At 72.7% G+C, this 18,273-nt stretch carries 18 protein-coding genes and 3 tRNA genes; 14 read left to right on the top strand and 7 right to left on the bottom strand.

The features are described 5' to 3' along the window. The first annotated feature begins 34 nt into the window (after nt 1–34). The gene (locus D0T12_RS12405) at nt 35–313 is read left to right on the top strand and encodes an HU family DNA-binding protein (RefSeq protein ID WP_117399631.1); all 279 of its coding nucleotides are present in this window, start codon (nt 35–37) and stop codon (nt 311–313) included. 124 nt (nt 314–437) lie between these two features. Here the strand turns inward: D0T12_RS12405 and D0T12_RS12400 are convergent, their stop codons facing one another. Beyond that, nucleotides 438–656 carry a hypothetical protein gene (locus D0T12_RS12400; protein ID WP_117399630.1) on the bottom strand — a complete coding sequence of 73 codons (219 nt, stop codon included), beginning with the start codon at nt 654–656 and terminating at the stop codon, nt 438–440. 9 nt (nt 657–665) lie between these two features. Continuing rightward, entirely contained in the window at nt 666–1,316 is a 651-nt protein-coding gene (gene cofC / locus D0T12_RS12395) for a 2-phospho-L-lactate guanylyltransferase (RefSeq protein WP_117399629.1), read from the bottom strand. An 84-nt stretch (nt 1,317–1,400) separates the two neighbouring features. On the opposite strand from cofC, the gene D0T12_RS12390 reads away from it, so the two are divergent. The 3 genes from D0T12_RS12390 (at nt 1,401) to D0T12_RS12380 (ending at nt 4,457) form a co-directional block, all read left to right on the top strand. Further along, the gene (locus tag D0T12_RS12390) at nt 1,401–2,264 is read left to right on the top strand and encodes a lysophospholipid acyltransferase family protein (RefSeq protein ID WP_117399628.1); all 864 of its coding nucleotides are present in this window, start codon (nt 1,401–1,403) and stop codon (nt 2,262–2,264) included. A gap of 17 nt (nt 2,265–2,281) precedes the next feature. Then, on the top strand, nt 2,282–3,271 hold the full coding sequence (locus D0T12_RS12385) for an NAD(P)H-dependent glycerol-3-phosphate dehydrogenase (protein WP_117399793.1): 990 nt from the start codon (nt 2,282–2,284) through the stop codon (nt 3,269–3,271). A 64-nt stretch (nt 3,272–3,335) separates the two neighbouring features. Then, entirely contained in the window at nt 3,336–4,457 is a 1,122-nt protein-coding gene (locus tag D0T12_RS12380) for a D-alanine--D-alanine ligase family protein (protein WP_117399627.1), read from the top strand. Here D0T12_RS12380 and D0T12_RS12375 read toward each other — a convergent pair. Then, nucleotides 4,454–6,211 (bottom strand): beta-propeller domain-containing protein, encoded by a 1,758-nt coding sequence (locus D0T12_RS12375; RefSeq protein WP_199487409.1) that lies wholly within the window; start codon nt 6,209–6,211, stop codon nt 4,454–4,456. The genes D0T12_RS12380 and D0T12_RS12375 overlap by 4 nt on opposite strands. 244 nt (nt 6,212–6,455) lie before the next feature. Here D0T12_RS12375 and D0T12_RS12370 point away from each other — a divergent pair, with 244 nt between their 5' ends. The 4 genes from D0T12_RS12370 (at nt 6,456) to D0T12_RS12355 (ending at nt 8,302) form a co-directional block, all read left to right on the top strand. After that, nucleotides 6,456–7,820: a protein kinase domain-containing protein gene (locus D0T12_RS12370; protein ID WP_117399625.1), complete on the top strand. Its 1,365-nt coding sequence runs from the start codon at nt 6,456–6,458 to the stop codon at nt 7,818–7,820. Between the two features lie 220 nt (nt 7,821–8,040). Next, nucleotides 8,041–8,113 (top strand) — tRNA-Leu (locus tag D0T12_RS12365). 5 nt (nt 8,114–8,118) lie between these two features. Continuing rightward, a tRNA-Leu gene (locus tag D0T12_RS12360) sits at nt 8,119–8,191 on the top strand. Nucleotides 8,192–8,218: 27 nt separating this feature from the next. Further along, a tRNA-Tyr gene (locus tag D0T12_RS12355) sits at nt 8,219–8,302 on the top strand. A 52-nt stretch (nt 8,303–8,354) separates the two neighbouring features. Here D0T12_RS12355 and D0T12_RS12350 read toward each other — a convergent pair. Continuing rightward, a complete protein-coding gene (locus D0T12_RS12350; protein ID WP_233525994.1) occupies nt 8,355–8,819 on the bottom strand; it encodes a DUF3515 domain-containing protein in 465 nt (154 codons plus the stop codon). Then, the gene (locus tag D0T12_RS12345; RefSeq protein ID WP_117399623.1) at nt 8,806–9,039 is read right to left on the bottom strand and encodes an Lrp/AsnC family transcriptional regulator; all 234 of its coding nucleotides are present in this window, start codon (nt 9,037–9,039) and stop codon (nt 8,806–8,808) included. The genes D0T12_RS12350 and D0T12_RS12345 overlap by 14 nt, the downstream gene beginning before the upstream one ends. A 130-nt stretch (nt 9,040–9,169) precedes the next feature. Between D0T12_RS12345 and D0T12_RS12340 the strand changes: the two genes are divergently transcribed. From D0T12_RS12340 to thiD, 3 genes are all read left to right on the top strand, one after another. Further along, nucleotides 9,170–10,090, top strand: coding sequence for a thiamine-phosphate kinase (locus tag D0T12_RS12340; RefSeq protein WP_117399622.1), 921 nt, complete (start codon nt 9,170–9,172; stop codon nt 10,088–10,090). Between the two features lie 100 nt (nt 10,091–10,190). Next, nucleotides 10,191–11,105 (top strand): cellulose binding domain-containing protein, encoded by a 915-nt coding sequence (locus tag D0T12_RS12335; protein ID WP_117399621.1) that lies wholly within the window; start codon nt 10,191–10,193, stop codon nt 11,103–11,105. 37 nt (nt 11,106–11,142) lie between these two features. Continuing rightward, the gene (thiD, locus tag D0T12_RS12330; protein WP_117399792.1) at nt 11,143–11,955 is read left to right on the top strand and encodes a bifunctional hydroxymethylpyrimidine kinase/phosphomethylpyrimidine kinase; all 813 of its coding nucleotides are present in this window, start codon (nt 11,143–11,145) and stop codon (nt 11,953–11,955) included. A 73-nt stretch (nt 11,956–12,028) separates the two neighbouring features. Here thiD and rpmB read toward each other — a convergent pair whose 3' ends face one another. Next, a complete protein-coding gene (gene rpmB, locus D0T12_RS12325; RefSeq protein WP_117399620.1) occupies nt 12,029–12,223 on the bottom strand; it encodes a 50S ribosomal protein L28 in 195 nt (64 codons plus the stop codon). Nucleotides 12,224–12,449: 226 nt separating this feature from the next. Between rpmB and recG the strand changes: the two genes are divergently transcribed. Both recG and D0T12_RS12315 read left to right on the top strand, forming a co-directional pair. Next, the gene (gene recG / locus D0T12_RS12320) at nt 12,450–14,654 is read left to right on the top strand and encodes an ATP-dependent DNA helicase RecG (protein WP_117399619.1); all 2,205 of its coding nucleotides are present in this window, start codon (nt 12,450–12,452) and stop codon (nt 14,652–14,654) included. A gap of 111 nt (nt 14,655–14,765) precedes the next feature. Next, entirely contained in the window at nt 14,766–16,556 is a 1,791-nt protein-coding gene (locus tag D0T12_RS12315) for a serine/threonine-protein kinase (protein ID WP_117399618.1), read from the top strand. Nucleotides 16,557–16,786: 230 nt separating this feature from the next. On the opposite strand, the gene D0T12_RS35895 is transcribed toward D0T12_RS12315, so the two are convergent. Then, a complete protein-coding gene (locus D0T12_RS35895) occupies nt 16,787–17,470 on the bottom strand; it encodes a hypothetical protein (RefSeq protein ID WP_117399617.1) in 684 nt (227 codons plus the stop codon). Nucleotides 17,471–17,675: 205 nt separating this feature from the next. On the opposite strand from D0T12_RS35895, the gene rsmD reads away from it, so the two are divergent. Next, nucleotides 17,676–18,245 (top strand): 16S rRNA (guanine(966)-N(2))-methyltransferase RsmD, encoded by a 570-nt coding sequence (gene rsmD, locus D0T12_RS12305; RefSeq protein WP_117399616.1) that lies wholly within the window; start codon nt 17,676–17,678, stop codon nt 18,243–18,245. Nucleotides 18,246–18,273: the final 28 nt, after the last annotated feature.

The raw sequence follows: 18,273 nt of genomic DNA, 5'->3' as shown, positions 1-18,273 counted from the left end.
CGTTCGGGCAAGGGGGGAACTAGAGGAGTAACCCATGAACAAGCGTGAGCTGGTCGACGCCATCTCTGACCGGCTGGGCAGCAAGAAGGCCGCAGCCGAGGCCGTCGACGCCATCCTGGACGCGATCCAGAACGCCGTCGCCAAGGGCGACAAGGTCGCGATCACCGGGTTCGGTTCGTTCGAGAAGGCCGACCGGCCTGCCCGCACGGCCCGCAACCCCGCAACGGGCAAGACCATCGAGGTTCCCGCGACCTCGGTGCCGAAGTTCAAGGCGGGCGCGGACTTCAAGAACCTGGTGGCCGGCAAGAAGTAGCCTCACCACGAACAGCGCCCGGACCCGGCGACTCGGGTCCGGGCGCTGTTCGCGTCGGCACGCTCGCCGTGTCGGTACGTTCGCTGGGCCGATATGTTCGCTGGGCCGGTATGTTCGCGGACGCTCAGGACGGCCGCTGCGGGTCGGGCAGCGGGAACGTCGAGAGCGTCACCACCGAGATCCGGTCGCCGTCCAGAGCGAGGTTCACCCGCTGCCCGAACCGCAGCAGCCGCAGCCCCCCGGCCGCGAACGCCTCGGCGTCGAAGGGCAGCTCCGTTCCGTCGTCGAGCAGCACGCTGCCCGCGCGGGTCGCCGCGTCGAACTCCTTGACCGTCGCCTGCATACCCGAACTCTAGGCGAGCGCGGGCAGCCGGGTCGCGACGGCGGCGGTGCGGGGTCCGGTGCCCAGCGCGAGGGCCGTTCGGAGGTCGTCGAGGGTGTCGACGTCCCGCCGGACGGAGTCGGTCCCGGGGAGCAGCAGCTCACGGGCGCCACGGGCCCGGTGGGCGGCCCGGGAGTCGGGGCCGAACGCCGGGGCGAACGGGACGCCCGGACGGGCCGTGTACAGGGTCGTCCCGGTGCCCGCCGCGTCCGGGACGAACGCCTCGGGCGACGCGGCGGCCGCGTCGAGGACCCGGGCGAGTTCAAGAGGACGCAAAGCGGGCAAATCGGCTGAAAGTGCGCCCACGCCCATGTCGGCGGCGAATTCACGGCTTCGGCCGGCGCCGTAGACCAGGGCCGGGTTCAGTCCCGCGTCCGGGACGTCGGGCACGACCCGGGCGCCGAGCGCGGCCAGGTCGGCGGCGGGAAGGGGGTCGTCGGTGACGACGATCACGGTGCGAACCCGGTCACAGCGCAACGCGGCGGCGACCGTGTCGGTCGCCACCGCGAGCGCGAGCGACTCGCGGTGCGGGCCCGCGTGCGGTGACATGCGGGACTTCGCCCGGGCCAGCGGCTTGACCGGCACGACGAGCGACCAGGAGACGTGCTCTGCGGTAGACATGGCAACTCGACACTATGCGCACGCAACCGCGACACTTGGGGACACCTTGCGTTCACCCAGGGGAAAGGGCGGGGGGAGACCGGCATGAGCGAAGCGAACCGGGGGCCGGGGGGAGGCCCGCAGGGCGCCCGCACGGGCCACGGTCATTCGCCGGGCTGGCGGAGGTTCACGACCGTCGTCCTTCGCCCGCTCCTGTCCGGCCTGCTGAAACGCGACTGGCGCGGCGGCGAGAACGTCCCCGCGGAGGGCGGCGTCATCATCGCCGCGAACCACATCTCCGAGGCCGACCCGCTCGCGCTCGCCCATTTCGTGTGTGAGTCCGGCCGCTATCCGGTCTTCCTGGCCAAGTCGACGCTCTTCCAGGCCAGGTTCGTCGGGAGGGTGGTGCGCGGCACCGGCCAGATCCCCGTCCACCGCGACAGCGCCGACGCGGCCCTCGCCCTGGACGACGCGGAGCGGGCCCTCCTGGACGGCGAATGCCTGATCTTCTACCCGGAGGGCAGTTGCACCCGCGACCCCGAGCTGTGGCCCATGACCGGGCAGACGGGCGTGGCGCGGATGGCGTTGAAGACCGGCGCGAAGGTCGTCCCGGTCGCGAACTGGGGGGCGCACGAGCTGATGCCGTACCGCAAGGGCGAGGCGACGGGCCTCGCGGGCACCCTGAAGAGGGGGTTCCATCCGTTCCCGCGCAAGACGATGAGGGTGGCCGCCGGGCCGCCCGTCGACCTGTCGAGGTACGCGGGCCGCCCGCTCGGCCGGGAGACCCTGCGCTCCGCCACCGACGACATCATGGCCGCGATCACCGGCCTGCTCGCGGACCTGCGCGGCCAGGAGCCGCCGAGGGAACGGTACGACCACCACCGCGTCCTGGAGGAGCGCCGCCGCGCCGCCTCGGCCCCGGCGGAGGCCCGAACCACGGCCCGCGAACCGAAGGCGGACGGCTCGTGACGTACCGCACCGCGGTGATGGGTGCCGGGTCCTGGGGGACGACGTTCAGCAGACTGCTGCACGACGCCGGCGGCGACGTCGTCCTGTGGGGCCGCCGCCCCGAGATCGTCGAGGCGGTCAACGAGCGGCACGAGAATCCCGACTACCTGCCCGGCGTCCCCCTGCCCGACGGGCTCCGCGCGACCCTGGACCCGGCCGAGGCGCTCAAGGGCGCCGACTTCGTCGCGCTGGCCGTCCCGGCGCAGACCCTCCGGACGAACCTCGCCGCGTGGGTGCCGCTGCTGCCGCCGGACGCGGTGCTCGTCAGCCTGATGAAGGGCGTGGAACTCGGCACGTCCCGGCGGATGTCGGAGGTCGTCCGGGAGGTCGCGGACGTCCCCGAGGGCCGCGTCGGCGTGTTCTGCGGGCCGAACCTCGCCCGCGAGATCGCGGGCGGGGAGCCCGGCGCGGCCGTCGCGGCCTGCGCGGACGAGAACGCCGCGCGGCGCCTCCAGGCCGCGACGATGACGCCGTACTTCCGCGTCTACACGTCCACCGACGTCGTCGGCTGCGAGCTCGGCGGCGCGGTGAAGAACATCGTCGCGCTGTGCGTCGGCATGGCCGTCGGGCTCGGGTTCGGCGCCAGCACCCAGGCGCTGCTGATGACCCGCGGGCTCGCCGAGATCGCCCGGCTCGGCGCCGCGCTCGGCGCCGACGAGCACACCTTCGCCGGGCTCGCCGGGATGGGCGACCTCGTCGGGACGTGCATGTCGCCGCTGTCGCGCAACCGGACGTTCGGCGAGAACCTCGGCCGCGGCATGACGCTGGAGGAGGTCATCGCCGTCACCAGGCAGACCGCCGAGGGCGTCAAGTCGTCCGAGGCGGTGCTGGAACTGGCCCGCAAGCACAACGTCGAAATGCCGATCACCGAGGCGGTCGCCGCCGTCCTGCACCACGGCATGCCCCTCAAGGAGGCGGCCATCTCGCTGATCTCCCGTTCCCCGAAGCCCGAGCGGTACGGGGTATGAACATGATCATCGTGCCCGGTCGTTCGTGGCCGACCCGGGCTGATCGACGGTAGGGTCGGGCCTCATGTCCCAGGCATCAAAGATCCGCGTGGCGGTGGTCTTCGGCGGACGCAGCTCCGAGCACGCGATCTCCTGCGTCACCGCGGGGGCCGTGATGGCCGCCATCGACCGGGACCGGTACGAGGTCGTGCCGATCGGCATCGCCCGCGACGGCCGCTGGGTGCTGCCGCCCGCCGATCTGCGGCTCGTCATCGAGGACGGCCGCCTGCCGGAGGTCACCGGCTCCGGCGGCGTCCTCGCGCTGCCGTTCGACCCCGACAGCCGCGGTCTGCTGGTCGTCGAGCAGGGCACGGTCCCCGAGCGGCTCGGCGACGTCGACGTGGTGCTGCCGCTGCTGCACGGACCGTACGGCGAGGACGGCACCCTCCAGGGGCTGCTCGACCTCGCGGGCGTCCGGTATGTCGGGGCCGGGGTGCTGGCCAGCGCGGTCGGCATGGACAAGGAGTTCATGAAGCTCTTGTGGCAGGCGCGCGGCCTGCCCGTCGGCCCCTATGTCGTGGTCGGGGACCGGGAGTGGCGGCGCGAACGCAAGCGCAAGATCGACGAGATCAAGGAGCTGGGCCTGGCGTCCGGCCGCGCCGTGTTCGTCAAGCCGGCCCGCGCCGGGTCGAGCATGGGCATCAGCCGCGTCACCGACGAGACCGACCTGGACGCCGCCGTGGAGCAGGCCAGGGAGCACGACCCGAAGGTCATCGTGGAGGCCGCCGTCGAGGGCCGCGAGATCGAGTGCGGGGTGCTCCAGGGCGTGGACGACGGTCCCGCCGAGGCGAGCCTGCCCGCCGAGGTGCTGATGGCGGGCGGCCACGACTTCTACGACTTCGAGACCAAGTACCTCGACGGCACCACCAGCATGGCGATCCCGCCGGATCTGCCGCCCGCCGCGATCGAGGAGATCCGCCGCATCGCCGTCCAGGCGTTCGACGCGCTCGACTGCGAGGGCCTCGCCCGCGTCGACTTCTTCCTCACCCCGGACGGACGCTGGATCCTCAACGAGATCAACACGATGCCGGGGTTCACTCCGGCGTCGGCGTTCCCGCAGATGTGGGCGGCGACCGGGCTCGACTACCCGGCGCTCGTCGACCGGCTCATCCAGACCGCGCTGCGGCGCTCCACCGGCCTGCGCTAACCGAACGGCAGCCACGCCGTGTTCGCCAGCGTGGCGGCGTCGGTGGCTCGGGCGCCGTCCATGGAGAACGTCCAGAGGGTGTCGCCGACGACGAGTGAGCGCCGCACGCCGCCGCCGTAGGTCCCGCTGGGATGCCTGATGGTTCCGGCCTTGGTGATGGACGTCCCGGAGACCTTGAGGGCGAGCGCCTCGCTCATCCCGCCGTCGGGACGCGTCACCGGGATCACCGTCAGACCCGACCGCGGCCAGTACAGGAACGCGTGCGCCTCGAACTCCGCCTGCGACGACGCCCCCTCCAGTTGGTAGGAGGCGACCCTGCGGGGCTGGGCACCGGAGACGTCGAACAGCGAGACCTGAAGGCCGCGCGTCCGGCCGGTGGTGTCGGCGTCCTGTCCGATGCCGAGGAGCTTGCCGTCGGCCGTGGGGTGCAGATACGCCGAGTAGCCCGTGATCTTCAGTTCGCCTGTGAGGCGCGGACGGCGGGGGTCGTTGAGGTCGAGCACGTAGAGGGGGTCGACCTGCCGGAACGTCACCACGTACGCGGTGGCCCCGATGAACCGCACGGAATAGATCCGCTCGCCCTTGCCGAGGCCGTCGACGCGGCCGATCTCGGTGAGCCGGTCGCCGTCCTGCGCGAGGACGTGCACCGAACTCTCCGACCGCCCGCGTCCGGGATCGAACCGGCCGACCGTCGTGGCCAGACGCAGATTCCCGGCATGCTCCGACATGGAGTACTGGTTGAGCAGGTCGCCCTTCACCGAACCCGCCGCCACGTAGCGGGGCCTTCCCTGGCGGCCGACGTCGAACTTGTACACGTCCGTACCCTGCGCAGGGGCCTTGCTCCGCGTGAGCGGATGCGGGGGAGTGCCGGTGACGTAAAGGCTCTTCCCGTTGCCGTAGACGGTCGACCCGTCGGCCGCGACGGCGATCGCCTGCGGGTCGCCGAGCCCTTGCGACAGGTCGAACGTCAGCACGCTCAGCATCGTCGAGCCCGTGTACGAGGCCGGGCGGCTCACCTGGTCGCACGGCGGCGCGTACGTCTTCGCGGCGCCGCCGGCCTCCACCCTGAACTTCGGAAGCCAGGCGTCGAGGGGCGCTTTCAACGCGGCCGCCCGGTTCGCCGCGACGGCCTCCTGCTCGCCCGCCCGACGATGCCCCGGGAATTCGATCTTCGGCCGGTTCCGCATCACGACCCGGACGGTGGCGCCGCTCTGCCGGGCGTCGAGATAGCCCGCCTCGGTCGTCATGGTCCCGACGACCTCGGGCGCGGCGGACAGGTCGACCAGCGTCAGCCGTGTCATGGACGAGACGGGCTTGGGCAGGAGGCCGTCCCGGCTCGGCGGCACCGGGCGGGGGTAGGAGATCATCGACGACCCCTCGTGCAGCACCAGCACACGGTCACCGCTGAGCAGCATCTGTCCGGTGCCGTGATGGCCGGGCAGCTTCAGCCTGTGCACGACCTTGCGCGTGGCCGGGTCGATGACACGGAGTCCGCCGTCGGTGAGCGCCACGATCCTGCGGCCGTCGGTCTTGACGAGATCGGGCTCGTCCGCGTCCGCCTCGTGCGCGTTGGTCCTGGAGTGCGCGGGCGGCGCGTCGGGGGCCTGCGCGGCGGCGTGCGGCCCCCGTTTGGCCATGCCGCTCTCCGGCGACCCCGGCATCATGGGGCCGTCGTCCAGCCCGTAGGGGCCGACCTTCTCCGCCGTCGCCCGGCGCAGACCGTCCAGAAGAGCGCCGCAACTGTCGTAGGACACGAGCCGCATCGGCGGCGCGGGCCGTGGCGGGTCACCGTCGCCCGACGGACCGCCACACCCCCCGGCCAGCAACACCATCGTCCCGACCGAGGCAAGAACACGACCACGCATGGACTTTGGACGCCCGGACGATCCATCCGGTTCCGCGGTGACGCGGACTCGTCCGAGGTGGTTCTTCCGTGCCGGGACTGGCCGAATATGCCACGCTTGGTGGCTGAAAACCCCACTCTGAGGAGAACATCCCTTGGCGCATGGTGACCTGCCGGAGCGCATCGGCCCCTACCGGGTCGTGGATCGGCTCGGCGAAGGCGGGATGGGCACGGTGTACGCCGGGCTGGACGCGTCAGGGCGCAAGGTCGCCATCAAGGTGATCAGGCGCGAGTTCGCCGCCGACCGGCAGTACCGCGCACGGTTCGAGGCGGAGGTCGCGGCGGCGCAGCGGGTCCGGCCGTTCTGTACCGCGCCCGTCCTGGACGCGGGGCCCGCCGCCGACCCGCCCTACCTCGTCACCGAGTTCGTGAACGGCCCGAGCCTCGACGCGGCGGTCGCCAAGGACGGCCCGTTGCGCGGCGCCGACCTGGAGGCCGTCGCGGTCGGGATCGCCACCGCGCTGACCGCGATCCACGACGCCGGGGTCGTGCACCGCGATCTGAAACCCGCCAACGTGCTGCTGTCCACGTTCGGCCCGCGGGTCATCGACTTCGGCATCGCCCGCTCTCTGGACGGGACGCGCCTCACCGCGACCGGCGGCATCATCGGCACACCGGCGTTCATGGCCCCCGAGCAACTCGACGGCCGGGGCGCCACCCCCGCGTCCGACGTGTTCGCCTGGGGCGCGACCGTGGCGTTCGCCGCACGCGGCGGGCGGTGCTTCGACGGCGACTCGATTCCCGCGATCATCCACCAGATCATCAGCGAGGAACCGGACCTCAGCGGCCTGGACGGCTCGCTCCTCGACGCCGTCCGCGCGGCGCTCGCCAAGGACCCGGCGCGGCGCCCGTCCGCCCAGGCGCTGCTGGACGGGCTCATCTCCAGCGGCGTCCGGGAGGCCCCGACACAACCTCCGACACAACGCCCGGCACAACCTACGGCGCAGCGGGCCACGCGGTCCCCGGCACAGTCGGCCACGCCGCCGCCCGCGCTCGCCATGGGGGAGGCGGAGGCGCTGGTCGAACGGCAGTACCGGCAGGCCGCCCAGGCCGGTGACCCCGCCGCCATGCGCAACCTCGCCATGCTGCTGCACGGCCAGGGGCGCACGGCCGAGGCGGAGACGTGGAAGCGCTACGCCGACGCGGTCGCCGCACGCGGCGCCGCGTACCAGCAGCCCACGGGGTACACGCCGCACCAGTACCAGGCGCCGCAGGCCCCCGCCAAGCGACCGGTCAACAGCCTCGCGATCTACGCGGTCTCGATGGGCGCGGTCGGGCTTCTCACCTGCGGGCTGCCGTCCATTCCGGCGATCATCGCCGGGCATATGGCGTGGGCGCGGCTGCGGCGTTCCGGGGAGCGCGGGCTGGGCCTCGCGGTGACGGGGATCGCGCTCGGCTGGGTCATGGTCGCGTTCTGGGCGCTCGTCGCGTTCGGCTCCGCCCTGCCGGACCAACCCTGACGCGGAAAACGCGTTGCGGCGGGTTCGGCGACGGTGGCACCGTAGAGGACGTCAGCCCGTCCGAGACACGAGGCTTCCGAGAGGAGGACCGGCCATGGCTTTGGAGCAGTACCGCCTACGACTGCCCTCGGCGTCGCACGCCCGCCCCGGCCGGTATCCCGTCTCCTGACGATTCTCCGGCCGAGCCGCCGCGAGTGACGCCGCCCTCGCGAGATGTCATGCGGCTCTACTCCAATGGCAGAGAGGCCACTTTCAGGAAGTGGATGTTCCGGGTTCGAATCCCGGGAGCCGTACGCACGCCTCCGTAGTCCAACGGCAGAGACGGCAGCATGAGGTGCTGTGCGCTGGGGGTTCGAATCCCTCCGGAGGTACGACGCGGCCGGGAGGCCGCCGTTCGAGGGGCGGCGTCGACGTTCGGAGAGTCGAGCCTGGCTGTAACCCAGGTGTCGCCGACTGAGTGGGTTCGAATCCCACCCGCCCCACCGAACACCGCGCGTCGCGACCCGCCGCCATGACCCGCCGCCGTGACCGCGATCAGATCTGGCCTTCGGGTTTCGGGGGGATCGTCGCCTGGATCAGCGGGCCGAGTTCGATCAACACGTCCCCGGCCGGGTTGTACTTGGGCGGCACCGTCACCTCGACATAGGCCTGCCGCGACACGGCGACGAAGGTGACCGGCCGGTCGGCGGGATGGCCGAACCAGTTGACCCCGTTGATCTCCACCAGGTCGGACATCGGCCTCAGCGACGGGGGACGGGGGACGCCGCAGCGCAGCGCGATCGGGGGCGATCCCCAGGCGGCGGTGAGGGGCGTCTCCGGCGTGGTGTCGCGGCGCTGCTGTCCGTGCACCTTCTCGGGGAGCCGCAGCCCCTGGCACAGGCGCCGCACGGCCGCGTCCGGCTTCGGGACGGGCACCTGGACGGCGCCGTCGCCGCACCCGGCGAGCAGCGGGACGAGTCCCGCGGCGAGGACCGCGACGAACCGCTTAGATGTGAACAATCGGGCAGGTGAGGGTCCGGGTGATGCCATCGACCGTCTGGATCTGGGCGACGACGAGCTTGCCGAGCTCGTCGACATTGCGCGCCTCCGCTCGGACGATCACGTCGTAGGGGCCGGTGACGTCCTCCGCCAGAGTGACGCCCGTGATGCCGGAGATATGGCTTGCCACCTCGGCGGCCTTGCCGACTTCGGTCTGGATGAGGATGTAGGCCTGCACCATCACGTCCTCCCCGGGCGGAGAATCAACCGTCGGACGGTTCACCGTATCGTGTTACGCGCCGCCACGGGTGTCCGGGGGGTGCACGTGCCGCGATCAGTCGCATACGGAACGATCTAAACGCGGGGGGCGGATGGGAACGATCGGCGAACTGGGCGAGTTCGCGCTGATCGCCCGGCTGACGCGGCGGCTCGCACCGGGACCGGACGTGCGGCTCGGCCCCGGCGACGACGCCGCCGTGATCGCCGCCCCGGACGGACGCGTCGTGGCCACCACCGACCTGCTCGTGGAGGGCCGCCATTTCCGCCTCGACTGGTCGGGCCCCTACGACATCGGGCGCAAGGCCGCCGCGCAGAACCTCGCCGACGTCGTCGCGATGGGCGCCCGCCCCACGGCCCTCCTGGTGGGCTTCGCGGCCCCGCCCGGCACCGACTCGGACTGGGCCGAACGGCTCTACGACGGCCTCGCGGACGAGTGCCGCGCGGCGGGCGCGTCCGTCGCGGGCGGCGACGTCGTCGCCGCGCCCGCCGTCACGCTCGCGGTCACCGCGCTCGGCGACCTCGGCGGCGCGGCTCCGCTCACCCGGTCCGGGGCGCGTCCCGGCGACGTCGTCGCGGTCCGCGGACGGCTCGGCCACGCCGCCGCCGGGCTGGCGCTGCTCACCGGGGGCCGCGCCGGGCCCGCCGAGCTGATCGCGGCGCATCGCCGTCCCGAACCGCCGTACCGGGCGGGGGAGGAGGCCCGTTCGCACGGCGCCACCGCGCTGCTGGACGTGAGCGACGGGCTCGTCCAGGACCTCGGACACATCGCGGACGCGAGCGGCGTCCGCATCGAGGTCGAGTCCTCCCGCGTGCCCGTCCCGGAGATCCTCGGACCGGACGGGTTGCGGCACGCCCTCACCGGAGGGGAGGACCACGCGTTCGCCGCGACGTTCCCCCCGGACACCGTTCCGCCCCCGTCCTGGACCGTCATCGGGACCGTGGCCGAAGGGGCGGGCGTGGTCGTGGACGGACGCGAGCCACCGACCGGCGCCTGGGACCATTTCCCGACGTGAGGCGGTATTCGCTCAACCTCCTCACCCCGACCAGTTGACGAGTCTTGTAGGCATGGTTGGTACGGGTTTGGTATACATCCTGTGATCGAAGAGGAATGGGATGGGACGACACACCAGGCGCGAACGACCGGACGACGGACCCGTACCGGATCGCGGCGCGACCTACGGGTCGTTCTACGACGCTCTCCCGGACCCCACCTTCGACGATTTCTCCGGACCGACCGACGACCGCGTCTACGTGTCCCCGCACGACCGGGCGTCGACAGGTCCGCCTCCCGACGCGGAATGGACGCACGGGCCACCGGACCAGCATCTGTTCGATCCCCTCCCCGGGGACTATCCCGGCGACTACCCAGGCGCTCCCGGCTCCTATCCCGCCTTCGCGCCCGACGACCCGTTCGCGCCCGACGACCCGTTCGGCTCACCGGACCTCTGGTCGCCGGAGCCGCCCGGTCCCGAGGACGGTCCCCGTAAGAAGTCCGGCTCGAAGGGGCCGTTCAAGTTCCTTTCGATGCTGCCCGTCCCGCTGCTGCCGATCGTCGCGCTCGTCATCGCGGTCGGGATCGTGGCCTACGCGCTGAGCACGCAGCAGATCGCCCTCAACTTCGCGGGCGGCGCGCCGAGCGAGAGCACCCAGAACAGCCCCCGTGACAACCCGGTCTCCCAGCGGAACGAGGGCGAGCGCGCCAGCCGCGGCGGCGAGGGCCGATCCGACGGCCTCATCATCGCGTTCAAGGTCGCGTCCAAGTCCCCGGACGGCTTCAAGGCGACCGCCACGATCGCCAACAAGGGCGCGCGGCCCATCACGAGATGGGCGCTGGCGTTCAGGATCTCCGGCGCGTCCGTCACCGCCGTCAAGGGAGCCACCGTCGTCAGGAAGGGCAAGATCGCCCACATTCGGGGCCGTACCGCGATCGCCCCCGGCGCGAAGGTGCGGATCGTGTTCGCCGCGCGGGGCACCGCGAGCAGGCCCGCCACCTGCATCCTCAACGGCCAGCCCTGCGTGATGGTCTGAGATCGTCGCGGTTCCGCGAACCTTTACAGTGGACGGCATGACGCCCTCCCCGTCCACGCCCCGGACCCCGCCGCTCGTGCTCACCGTCGCGGGTTCCGACTCCGGTGGCGGCGCCGGCATCCAGGCCGACCTGAAGACCATGCTCGCGCTCGGCGTCCACGGGATGAGCGTCGTCGCCGCCGTCACCGCGCAGAACTCCCTCGGCGTCCAGGGCTACTGGGAGCTGCCGGCGGAGGCGGTGCGCGCCCAGCTCGACTCCGTCCTGTCCGACATCGGCGTCCACGCGGTCAAGACGGGGATGCTCGCGTCCACGGTCCTCGTCGAGACCGTCGCCGAGGCCCTCGCCGCCTGCGACGCGCCCGCCGTCGTCGACCCGGTCGGGGTGTCCAAGCACGGCGACGCGCTGCTCGCGCCCGACGCCGTCCACGCCGTCCGCTCGGCGCTGCTGCCCGTCGCGACCGTCGCGACGCCCAACCTGTACGAGGTGGAGCTGCTCACCGGCGTCAAGGTCGTGGACGAGACGGGGCTGCGCGAGGCGGCGGAGGCCGTCCGGGCGCTCGGCCCCGCATGGGTGCTGATCAAGGGCGGGCACCTGCCGGGCGAGCCCGCCGACCTGCTGTTCGACGGGGAGCGCGAGTACCGGTTCACCGCGCCCCGGCACGACAACCGGCACACCCACGGCACCGGATGCACGCTCGCGTCCGCGATCGCGTCGCATCTGGCGCTCGGTGAGGACGTCCCGGCGGCGGTGGCGAAGGCGAAGGAGTACGTGACGGGCGCGATCGCGGCGGGCTTCCCGCTCGGCGCGGGGATCGGCCCGGTCGACCACGGCTGGCGCCACCGCGCCTGACCCGGCATCGATCCCGCGCACACCGAAACCGGCCCATCGGGCGTCCCGATGAGCCGGTGCGATCCAGGCGCGTTCAGACGGTCGGCTTGGCGACCTTCCCGGCCTTGATGCAGGAGGTGCAGGCGTTGATCCGCTTGGTGCTGCCGTTCACGACGGCGCGCACCCGCTGGATGTTGGGGTTCCAGCGGCGCGGGGTGCGGCGGTGCGAGTGGGAGACGCGCATGCCGAAACCGGGTCCCTTGCCGCAGACGTCGCAGACGGAAGCCACGGAAACTCCAAGTGGTGTCGAAACTCTGACCGGAGCGCCACCCGGACACCGCCGCGGGCGGGACGGGCATCATGGGTGCTCACTGACGAACACCTCGGACGAGGCGCACGGATCAGAGTAGCCGACAGCCCGCCGAGGAGGCGAATCAGCCCGCCGGACGGGCGACCGGGCGCGGCTCGACGGCATCACGTGATGCCCGTCGGGCCCATCGGCTAGAAAAGACAGCGTGGCGAACCTCGACGAGCCGTTGCGCAAGGTCCTCGGCGACAAGACGGCCAAGGTCCTGGAGAAGGGCCTCGACCTGCACACCGTCGGCGACCTCCTGCACCACTACCCGCGCCGCTACGCGCACCGCGGCGAGTTGACGCAGCTCAGCAGCCTGGAGGACGGCGAGCACGTCACCGTCATGGCGGAGGTCGTGAAGGTCCAGGGCCGCACCCTCACCCGCAACCCCGGCTACGTCCTGGAGATCACCGTCACCGACGGGACCGGGCTGCTCCAGCTCAGCTTCTTCGGGCGCAAGGGCTCCTACCGTCCGGAGAAGGAACTGGCGCCCGGCACCCGCGGCCTGTTCGCCGGGAAGATCAGCACCTATCGGCCGCGGAGCGGCAGGGCGGTCCGGCAGCTCGCCCACCCGCAGTACAAGGTCGTCCACGAGAAGGGCGCCGCCGAGCAGGCCGCGCAGGAGTGGGCCGACGAGATCATCCCGATCTATCCGTCGACCAAGGCCCTGCCGATCGAGACGATCGGCACGTCGGTCGGCACCGTCCTCGACCAGCTGAGCCTGCCCGCCGACCCGATGCCCGAGGAACTGCTGCGCCGCCGTGACCTGATCGGCCTGCGCGCGGCGTACGAGGGCATCCACCGACCGCGCGGCTGGGACGAGCTGGGCCGTGCGCGCAAGCGCCTGAAGTGGGACGAGGCGTTCGTGATCCAGGTCGCCCTGGCGCAGCGCCGCCGCGCCGCCGCCGCGCTCCCGGCCACGCCGCGCCCACCGTCCTTCGGCGGCGTCCAGGCGGAGTTCGACGCGCGCCTGCCGTTCGAGCTCACCGAGGGCCAGCGGCAGGTCGGCGACGAGATCGCCGCCGACCTCGCCCTCGAACACCCCATGCACCGCCTCCTCCAGGGCGACGTCGGCGCCGGGAAGACGGTCGTCGCGCTGCGGGCGATGTTGCAGGTGGTGGACGGCGGGGGCCAGGCGGCCCTGCTGGCGCCCACCGAGGTCCTCGCCCAGCAGCACCACCGGTCGATCACCGGAATGCTCGGCGACCTCGCCCAGGCCGGGCAGATCGGCGGCGCCGAGAACGCGACCCGGGTGGCGCTGCTCACCGGGTCGCAGGGGGCGAAGGCGCGCAAGGAGGCGCTGCTGGACGCGGCGTCCGGCGCCGCCGGGATCGTCGTCGGCACCCACGCGCTCCTCCAGGAGAGCGTCCAGTTCGCCGACCTCGGCCTCGTCGTCGTGGACGAGCAGCACCGGTTCGGCGTCGAGCAGCGGGACGCGCTGCGCGAGAAGACCGCCGGCGGGCGCCCGCACGTCCTGGTCATGACCGCGACGCCGATCCCGCGCACGGTGGCGATGACGGTGTTCGGCGACCTGGAGACGTCCGTGCTCGGGCAGCTCCCGGCGGGCCGCTCGCAGATCCAGACCCATGTGGTGCCGCCCGAGAAGCCCGCGTTCCTCGCCCGGACATGGGAGCGCATCAAGGAGGAGGCGGCGAAGGGACGCCAGATCTACATCGTCTGCCCGCGCATCGGCGAGCAGGAGGGCGACGAGGGCGACGCCATCGCGTCCGACGATCCCCAGGCGGGGGAGGGGCGCCGCTCCCCGCTGGGGATCATGGAGGTGCTCCCGAAGCTGGAGGAGCTGCTCGCCGGGCTGCGCATCGGCGTGCTGCACGGCAAGCTGCACCCCGACGAGAAGGACGCGGTCATGCGCCGCTTCACCGGCCGGGAGCTGGACGTCCTGCTCGCCACCACGGTCATCGAGGTCGGCGTTGACGTGCCCAACGCCACCGTCATGGTGATCATGGACGCGGACCGGTTCGGCGTCTCCCAGCTCCACCAGCTGCGCGGACGCGTCGGGCGCGGCTCCCTCCAGGGCCTGTGCCTCCTGGTCACCGACGCCGAACCGGGCAGCAAGGCCCGCGAGCGCCTCGACGCGGTCGCGTCCACCACCGACGGGTTCCGGCTGTCGCGCCTCGACCTGGAGCAGCGCCGCGAGGGCGACGTCCTCGGCGCCGCGCAGGCGGGCCGCACGTCCAGCCTCCGGCTGCTCACCCTGCAACGGGACGAGGACGTGATCCGCGACGCCCGCGAGGAGGCCACGGCCCTCGTCGAGGCCGACCCCGACCTGTCCGAACATCCCGGCCTCGCCACCGTCCTCGCCTCGCTCCTGGACGAGGACCGCGCCGACTTCCTGGAGAAGACCTGAGCGGACGAGCCGACAACTCCCTACAACTCCCGACACCAAAGTAAGTGACCGTGCGGGGCGCGGGCGGGTACAGGTTCCGTGGCGGATCTCGTACGCGACGGAGGAGCTCCCATGACGGCCGTTGGCCCCCTGCTGCCCGGCGACCCGGCGCGGCTCGGGCGGTACGAGTTGGTCGGCCGGCTCGGTGAGGGCGGGCAGAGCGTCGTCTATCTGGGGCGCCGGGACGACGGCGGGCAGGCGGCGGTGAAGCTGCTGCGCGACCGGTTCAGCCGTGACCCGGAGTGGCGGGCGCGGTTCGAGCGGGAGATGAGCATGATCGGCCGGGTGGCGGGGTTCTGCACCGCGCAGGTCCTGGACGCCGACGTCTCCGGTGACCGACCCTACGTCGTCAGCGAGTACGTGCCGGGGCCGTCGCTGAGCGGCCTGGTGAACGCGAAGGGCCCGCGGACCGGCACCGACCTCGACCGGCTCGCGATCGGGACCGTGACGGCGCTGGCGGCGATCCACCGCGCGGGGATCCTGCACCGCGACTTCAAACCGTCCAACGTGCTGATGGGGCCGGACGGGCCGCGCGTCATCGACTTCGGCATCGCCCGTGTCGTCGGCACGTCGGCGGCGAGGGGCAGCGGCGTGATGGGGACGCCGTCGTACATGGCGCCCGAGCAGGTCAACGACACCGAGCTCGGCACGGGCGTGGACCTGTTCACGTGGGCGGCGACGATGCTGTTCGCGGCGACGGGACGGCACCCGTTCGGCAACGACACGATCTCCGCCGTGTTCCACCGGATCCTGAACTACGAGCCCGACCTGTCGGCGCTGCCGGAGACGCTGCGCGGCGTGGTCGCGTCGTGCCTGGCCAAGGACCCGGCGAGGCGCCCGGAGGCGCAGCGGGTGCTGCTGGACCTCCTCGGCGGCGGCGCCGCGAACGTCCACGTGGCCGAGGCGGGCGGCTTCGGTGGCGAGGAGCGGACGCTGAGCACAGGCGCCCGGTTCGCGGGCGACCCGAGGACGCCGTCGCCCGCGCCGCCGACCGTGGGAAGGGTCGATCACCCGCCCCGGACGGATTCCGACGGGTTCGGCCCCGGACGCCCGCCGCCGACCGTCCCGCCGCGCCGCCGCGGGCCCGCCGTCGTCGCGGCCGCCGCGGCGGCCCTGCTCGTGCTCGGCGTGGGCGGCGCGGCGTGGGCACTCCTGTCGCACGGCTCGCCGGAGAAGTCCGCGGAGGCGGACATCGCCTCGGCCGCGCCGCCCGCCGTGGCGGCGGCGGTCGTGGAACCCGCAGCGCAGGCGGTCCGGACGGTCCTGAGCTTCGACCACGTGACGCTCGACGAGAACGTACAGGCCGCGCACCGCGTGGCGACGCCCCGCTACGGGGCCGAGTACGACCGGCAGCTCGCCACCCGCGAGTACCGCGAAGAGGTGAAGGCCAAGAAGGGCTCGGTCACCACGGAGATCGTCGACTCGGCCGTGGTGGCGGCCTCGTCCGGCCGGGTCGTCGTCACGTCGTACGTCAAGCGAACGGTCCGCGCGGCGGACGCCGACCCGACCCGCCTTCAGAACCCGATGCGGGCGACCATGGTCAGGCAGGGCGGCACCTGGCTGCTCGACAGCCTGTACTCGCTGAAGGCGGCCTCACCCCGCGCCGACCTGACGGGCGCGACCTGGCCCGGCCCGCAGGCACACGAGGCGCTGGACGCCGTGACGCGCGCCCCGTCCGTCGCGTCCGGAACCCCCGTGGAGATCGGCCTGCGCCCGGCCGGGCGGCCGGACCGCGTGACGGCGCTGGTGACGCTCGGCGCCTGTAAGGGCGGCTGCACCGACCAGAACCGCGTCACCGTCCACCGACTGCACCTGCGACGCTCGGACGGCCGCTGGACCATCGCGGCCTCCGAGAACCTCTAGGAAACCGTCCAGGCGCTTTCAATGGCGCCCCGGTCGGCAAGGCCCCCTTCCACGGGCGGTTCACCACTCGCGGGTGTTGCGTCTGCGGGTCGCGGCGACGGCGGCGCTGCCCGCGGCGAAGGCGGTGGTGTCGAGTGTGACCGGCGGTGGCGCGTCGTTGAGGGGGCTGTTGTAGGTGTCTCCGCTCGGAAGGGGTGCCCCGGTCGGGGGGCGCCCCTTCCACGGGCGGTTCAGGATTCGCGGGTGTCGCGTCTGCGGGTCGCGGCGACGGCGGCGCTGCCTGCGGCCAGGGCGGTGATGCCGAGCGCGAGCAGCGGTAGCGCGTCCGTTCCGGTGAACGGTAGGCCCCTCGGCGGCGTGAACTCGCCGACCGCCGTCGCGCCCGGTCCCATCGGCGCGGACGGAAGCCGCGGCAGCAGCGGCGACGCCGGTGGCTGGGCGTTCGGCGGCACCGGACCGGGCGGTGCCGGCGGCGGAGGCGGAACCGGCGGAGTGGGGGGCGTCGGCGGAATCGGGGGAGTCGGCGGTGTGGGGGGCGTCGGGGCCGCGCAACCACCGACGCACGCGTTCGCCGCCACGTCCACCGACGGCGGCGCGGTACCGCCGGGGTTCACCGAGGCTCCGACCTTGGCCTTCGCGCGGACGAGCCCGCCACCGCCCGGCGAGGCGCTCACACCCGTGCGCAGCCGGACGTTCACCCCGTCGTCCCGGGAGCCGACGCGCAGCCCGACATCAAGGTTCACGGTCGCCGTTCTGGTCGGCTTGTCGTAACTCGCCGTGGGGCTTAGGTCGAGGTCGAGCAGGGACGCGGGCCTTTCCGTCCGCGGCGACTTCTTGGCGGAGGGCCGGGAGGTCTCGGCGTGCGAAACGCCGCTCATGGCGGCGATGCCGAGAACCGTGGCGCCGGCCGTCACCGCCAATCTCCTACCGTGATGCACTGATGCTCCTGAGGGGATCGGCTGCAACCTGCGATCACGTTGGCACGTCCAGTAGTCGACTGTGAACCGGTATCGGATCATTTAGGTCTTGTTTCACAAGACACCCCTGGTCAGGTTGTGCACTCTTGGGGCGTGTCGTGCGCCCGGACCCGCCGCGCCGCGCTGCCGCGATACTGGGGGGATGACCAGGGTCATCGCGGGCAGCGCGGGAGGACGGCGGCTGGCCGTCCCACCGGGACGGGACACCAGACCGACCAGCGACCGCGCCCGGGAAGGCCTGTTCGCCACGGTCCTGGCGCTGCTCGGCCCGCTGGACGGGCTGCGCGTCGCCGACCTGTACGCCGGATCCGGCGCGGTCGGCCTGGAAGCGCTGTCACGCGGCGCCGCGCACGCGCTGCTCGTCGAGTCGCATCCGCGTGCGATCCGGGTCGTCCGGAAGAACGCCGAGGACCTCGGGCTGCCCGGCGCAGTCCCGTGCGCGGGCAAGGTCGAGCGCGTCGTCCGCCAACCGCCGCCGGACGGCCCTTATGACCTGGTCTTCGCCGACCCGCCGTACGCGCTGGACGACGCGTCCGTCACCACCCTCCTGGAGGACCTGCGCGACCACGCCTGGACGGCCCCGGACGCGCTGGTCGTCGTGGAACGCGCCGCCCGCGGCCCGGCGCTGCGCTGGCCCGACGGCTACGAACCCGAACGCGACCGGCGTTACGGGGAGGCAGTGTTCTGGTACGGGCGCGCCACCGGCCGTTGAGAGCACCGGCATCCGGGTAGATGCCATC

Origin of the sequence: Actinomadura spongiicola (genome assembly GCF_003432485.1) — a bacterium.
In the GTDB taxonomy this organism is placed as follows: Bacteria; Actinomycetota; Actinomycetes; order Streptosporangiales; family Streptosporangiaceae; genus Spirillospora; species Spirillospora spongiicola.
The sequence above is the reverse complement of the archived record's forward strand: the minus strand, read 5'-3'. Positions and strand labels throughout refer to the sequence as shown.

Bases quoted from the DNA above. Each gene is read 5' to 3' on its own strand.
- rsmD (WP_117399616.1), top strand. From the start codon at position 17,676: ATGACCAGGGTCATCGCGGGCAGCGCGGGAGGACGGCGGCTGGCCGTC.
- D0T12_RS12345 (WP_117399623.1), bottom strand. From the start codon at position 9,039: ATGGTGCAGGCCTACATCCTCATCCAGACCGAAGTCGGCAAGGCCGCC.
- thiD (WP_117399792.1), top strand. From the start codon at position 11,143: ATGACGCCCTCCCCGTCCACGCCCCGGACCCCGCCGCTCGTGCTCACC.
- D0T12_RS12390 (WP_117399628.1), top strand. From the start codon at position 1,401: ATGAGCGAAGCGAACCGGGGGCCGGGGGGAGGCCCGCAGGGCGCCCGC.
- D0T12_RS12385 (WP_117399793.1), top strand. From the start codon at position 2,282: ATGGGTGCCGGGTCCTGGGGGACGACGTTCAGCAGACTGCTGCACGAC.
- D0T12_RS12335 (WP_117399621.1), top strand. From the start codon at position 10,191: ATGGGACGACACACCAGGCGCGAACGACCGGACGACGGACCCGTACCG.
- D0T12_RS12405 (WP_117399631.1), top strand. From the start codon at position 35: ATGAACAAGCGTGAGCTGGTCGACGCCATCTCTGACCGGCTGGGCAGC.
- D0T12_RS12315 (WP_117399618.1), top strand. From the start codon at position 14,766: ATGACGGCCGTTGGCCCCCTGCTGCCCGGCGACCCGGCGCGGCTCGGG.
- D0T12_RS12400 (WP_117399630.1), bottom strand. From the start codon at position 656: ATGCAGGCGACGGTCAAGGAGTTCGACGCGGCGACCCGCGCGGGCAGC.
- cofC (WP_117399629.1), bottom strand. From the start codon at position 1,316: ATGTCTACCGCAGAGCACGTCTCCTGGTCGCTCGTCGTGCCGGTCAAG.
- D0T12_RS12340 (WP_117399622.1), top strand. From the start codon at position 9,170: ATGGGAACGATCGGCGAACTGGGCGAGTTCGCGCTGATCGCCCGGCTG.
- D0T12_RS12380 (WP_117399627.1), top strand. From the start codon at position 3,336: ATGTCCCAGGCATCAAAGATCCGCGTGGCGGTGGTCTTCGGCGGACGC.